Annotated in this window: 3 protein-coding genes and 1 tRNA gene; 2 read left to right on the forward strand and 2 right to left on the reverse strand. The window is 54.5% G+C overall.

What is annotated here, in order from left to right:
* Positions 1-137: 137 nt before the first annotated feature.
* Both RMSM_RS13785 and RMSM_RS13790 read right to left on the reverse strand, forming a co-directional pair.
* A complete protein-coding gene (locus RMSM_RS13785) occupies positions 138-1,019 on the reverse strand; it encodes a hypothetical protein (protein ID WP_390172979.1) in 882 nt (293 codons plus the stop codon).
* 131 nt (positions 1,020-1,150) lie between these two features.
* On the reverse strand, positions 1,151-2,824 hold the full coding sequence (locus tag RMSM_RS13790; RefSeq protein ID WP_040766487.1) for a hypothetical protein: 1,674 nt from the start codon (positions 2,822-2,824) through the stop codon (positions 1,151-1,153).
* 193 nt (positions 2,825-3,017) lie between these two features.
* Between RMSM_RS13790 and RMSM_RS13795 the strand changes: the two genes are divergently transcribed.
* Both RMSM_RS13795 and RMSM_RS36845 read left to right on the forward strand, forming a co-directional pair.
* A tRNA-Phe gene (locus RMSM_RS13795) sits at positions 3,018-3,090 on the forward strand.
* A gap of 267 nt (positions 3,091-3,357) precedes the next feature.
* Positions 3,358-4,449: a glycosyltransferase family 4 protein gene (locus tag RMSM_RS36845; protein ID WP_008696968.1), complete on the forward strand. Its 1,092-nt coding sequence runs from the start codon at positions 3,358-3,360 to the stop codon at positions 4,447-4,449.
* Positions 4,450-4,774 lie beyond the last annotated feature (325 nt).

Genomic DNA, 4,774 nt, shown 5'->3' on the forward strand with positions numbered 1-4,774 from the left:
AAAGACGAGATGGAATCAAACCACGTCGTCCGCATCCCTGAACGATTAGACGATTCCCATGGTGGCGTGGCGGAGGTTTTCCTCGCTCCGACGGACCCTGCGGCATTGGCAACCATCAAATTCCCTCTTCGGTTCGGCTACTTGCGTGGCTTTCGGTAGCGTTGATCAACGACTTCGAATTTGTACGAATTTCCGTCGGCCGTGCTTTCAAAAATGGTTTTGGCAATTTCGGTCACCGATGGGTGCCCCTTCGCAGTAGCGTACTCAAGTTCGATATGAGCCAGTTGGTTTTCGAGGTTGGTCGGAATGAACTTCATCATTTGCCGATTGGCGAGCTGAACACCGGCTTTTTGCAGCAATTGCCGGTCGAACTGCATCAGCGGACTGGGCGAGGTCCACATGAAATACAGTCGTTTTTCACTCTTGGTATCGACGATTCGTCGTGATTTTGGGCTGCCGGCCAAATTGTTGGCCACGTCGACGCCCTGGATCGAGCCGCCAATGGCACCAAGTTCGATCTCGTAAAAATCGAGTTGGGCGGCATAATCCTTCAGCGCTTTGGCAGAGAAATTGAGCTGCCAACGCTCAAATCGCGGAATGATATCTTCCCCCTCGCCCTCAGGCCCCGGAGGACGACTATCCCCTTTGCCCGTGCCGGTGGTCGACGCGGTCGCATTGGTGTTCATCGTATCGAGCGTCGCCGCGACGTTGCTGACTGCATCGGTCACCGCTTCGATGGTGTCCTGCAGCGTCGGTTCCATCAATTCTTCGACTTCCTCGGCCCCCGGCGGCTCGAAATCTCGCTCGAAGCCTTCGGCATTTTCCCCGCGTCCCGCAGGATTTTCGATGATCGGTTTGATCGCTTGCGGTGGAAACGACATCCGGCTGGTCAACCAGACAATGAACAACATCAGCACGAAGGTGCCGATAAACAGGATCAATGCGGTGAATAGCGAGGTGACCAGATCAAATTTACTGGTACGAAGCTTCTCGCGTTCGAGACGACGCTCTTCACGCATTTCCTCTAACGAGGGCGATTGTGAATGATGATCAGCAACAGCGGACGACATCGTTTACCTACACGACAAAAGCAAAAACAAGAAACTCACGCCTGGCGAGCGACGAAAAGCGTATCTCCGACACGAGCCGTTTACAAATCGTAATCGATAAAGACGTATCCGGGATTGAATTTACGGTACCATTCACGCCACTGCATCTGAGCCTGCGTCACCTCCGACTTATTTGGCTTATCCGGCATCCCGAACCCCTCGAACCGGCGACTGATGAATCGCAACCCGTCGCGTGCGTATCGCGGAACCGACGGATCAGGATCGCTCAGCGCAAAGATCAGCGTCGGCACCACTCTCATTTCATCGCTCTGGCCAAGCAATCGAGCGGCGACTCGGCGGGCTTGCCATGACCGGCTGCCGCGAACGAGACGCTCGAGTCGATCGATTTGAGCGGCTCGCTTCTTTGGGTCGGGATCCAATTTCAGGTCCTCGGGGATCGATTTTCCTTCGAGTCCCCCGCCCTCGTCCTCACTGAGCATATCGAGCAAATCGTTGACTTCGTTTGCCGGTGCACTGCCTTTGATCTGCGTTCCTTCGACCTTGATCGCCGTGGTATCCTCGGGCAAACCCCAGCCCCCCTGAGTCGCCCCCGTACTCGCCTGTGCGATCGCCTTTTGCGTACTACGGCTCAGAAACAACAATGCCAACGATGTCGATATCGGTGCGGCCGAATACATGATCCCAGGCGGCCATCCTCCACGACTCTGTTCTTTCGACTTCAAAAACTCGACACCTTCGTTGTACCAAGCCGGGCTTGGATTTTTCTCTAACTTCAGCGCGATCTCGCGAAAACTTTCATAGCGTTCGATAGTGTAGATGTTGTAGTAAGGCCAATCCGCACCCTTCTTTTTGTTAGCCGCTAACCAACGCTCACATTCTTCGATCGAGGAAATGATCGGCTCGACAGGCAACTGGGGTCGCTTTGCACTGATGTTTTCGAAGCCTTCCTTAAAAAGACCAACGGCCTTCGGAAGCCCCGTGATTCCAGAACCATCCTCTTCGGGACCACCGCCCCAAAGCCGCAACGTGTCCGCTCCGATCAAAAGCGCACTACTACCCGCATAAGTCATCGCGACCTTGATATTCTGCTGCTTCACACGTTTGCCGCTCCCCGGATCGATCCCTTTGTAAGGCCATCCTCCGCTGGGGTCCTGCACTCGCATCAACCAATTAACCGTCGCAGCAACCCCCTCGTAATCCACGACCAAGCCGGCACGATCGAGTGTCCAAATAGCTAGCATTGCGTACTGCGTCTGAGAGACGTCGCCCTGCTGATCTCCCGGATAGCCGTAGCCGCCATTGCGAAACTGAACTCGACGAAAATACTTCTCAAGCTGCTCCAACTCTTTGCGGTATTTAATCCGATCGACCTCCGCTAATAGCAAAGTCGAAACGGCAGCGACATAAACCGACTTGCTTTCGTGTCCGCCGTTGTCTCGGCCCGATGCGGCTCTCACGAATGACAACGCTGAGCGAATCCCTTGGACGACGACCGGATTTTGAGGGTCGTGTCTCAACTTCATGTGGGCATACCCGGCCAAAGCATGCTCGCCATACCCCCCTGAATAAAAAACATTCAGCGGATACTTCGTCTGGGCCTTTAAGTTCGCCTCGAGATAACGTATTCCGCCGTCCACCATTTTCTGAACAACGGGGTCCTCCGACGTATACGCATTAGCATGCCGGCCATCGAGACAGGCCACGGACAAAAGCGAAACGAGAAAAAGCAGTAAAAAGCGGGGCTTTCTAGCCATACCAGAGAATTCTTGGAAAAGAGTTAACGTGACGCCGATCGCAAAACCGACGTCTTTAACGGCGAAAAGCAATTTTAGAATCAAAAAGCAGGTTTGCTTCAATTTAAAGATATTTCATCATACCCTTGCGTGACACCCAAGGTAGATATTAACCTCTTGGAAATTCGCTGTTTCAACTTTTCGAAACGCGAACGGTCAGATAGCTCAGTTGGTAGAGCACGGCCCTGAAAAGGCCGGTGTCGGCGGTTCGAGCCCGCCTCTGACCACTTCTTTTCTTCGCCCCCTCAGGCCCGATCCCCCCACGATCTTGTACCGTCTGGCGGCAATTGGCCCCCCCAAGCGTTCATTAAGAATGTTTGCCACGCGATCCAGTAGCGGCAATTAAAATCGGCCGTTACCGATGAACAATTTGCGACGAGGGGACATAACCAAGAGACCGGCCGACAAAGTGCCCCCTCACTCGCACACGAGCACAAACCAAGCCGCTGCCTGGCCTCGAAACCGCCTCACCCCTAGGGACGCAACCGCTCGAAATGAAAGTCTGGATCGACGGCAGCGCATTTGAAAACCCTCGCCAATTGGGCATCTGGCGGGTGTTTTATGAAATCATGTCGCGCACGAGCCGCGAGGTGGACTACACGCTTTGGCTGCGGTCCAAACCGATGCAACCGCTACCAGAGGGCGTTCGTGTCTACCGTGATCCAGGACGCTCCGAAATTCCTCGGCACCACCTTTTCGCTCGTCTGCAGCGGCGATTGGCCCTGCGACGCGATCCGGCAGAACTCGCTCGCGCCGACCTCTACCACCCCACCGGGCTAACTCTGCCCATCAACCGCGGGACGAAATGCATCGCCACCATCCATGACATGATCGCCGAATCGCATTTCCCGATCGGAATCCGAGAGCTACAAGAAGCCATTCCGATCAAGCAAACGACGCTGGAACGCGCCAAGCTACTAGTGTGTGTCTCGCAAACCACTGCCTCCGAATTATCGCGGTTTTACCCTGAGCTGAAACATAAGACGCGAGTGATTCACCATGGGGCAGAGCATCTACTGCCGACGGACTCCATACCACCGACATCTGCATCCACCGCAAAGAATGCCCTCTTCATCGGCCAGCGAACGGGCTACAAAAACTTTCCTTGCCTGCTCGACGCGATGCAGTCCGCTCATTGGCCTTCGGATGCGCAGCTGAACGTGGTTGGGCCAAGGTTTTCCAGCGCCGAAGAATTGCTAATCCGCAGCCTGAATCTAACCAACCGAATTCGCAACCTTGGCCATTTATCCACAGAGCAATTAAGAAACGAGTACCGCACGTCTCGCTGTCTCGTTTTCCCTAGCTTCCAAGAAGGCTTCGGCCTTCCGTGTCTCGAGTCTCAATCGCTAGGGTGTCCGCTTGTGTGTAGCGACATCGCTGTTTTTCATGAAGTCGCGGGCGAGGCGGCACTGTTTTTCGATCCTCGCCTGGGCGAGCAGCTTGCGGAGCAAGTAAAACGCGTCGGTGACCCCGCAGTACGAAAACAGCTAATCGAAAACGGGCGAGAAAACGTTCACCGATTCAGTTGGGACAAGACAGCAACGCAGATACTCGAGGTCTACCACCAAGCAACGTCTGCGACCTGACCCACTGAATTTCGCTGAACTATTATCCCCACCCCATTACCGTCAATGACGGCGTACCAATCCAGCTCCGACACAGCGTTAGCTATACGGCACAGCCGCAGCGAACTAGACTACGACGAACCCTTTTTGTTTAGTGGAACCGCCCCCACTGCTGCCCACAACCGAACATGCATGAGCCCCCTACTACTCACAGACTGATCACAACATGTCGGTGAATGCACCTTCCGAGCCCGACCGTATCCATTACCGAACATCGATCCTGCCGACATCGGGCTGGTCACTGCCAGATTTCCGTGAGCTGATTCGCTACCGAGACCTCCTAAAG

Origin of the sequence: Rhodopirellula maiorica SM1 (genome assembly GCF_000346295.1) — a bacterium.
GTDB lineage: Bacteria > Planctomycetota > Planctomycetia > Pirellulales > Pirellulaceae > Novipirellula > Novipirellula maiorica.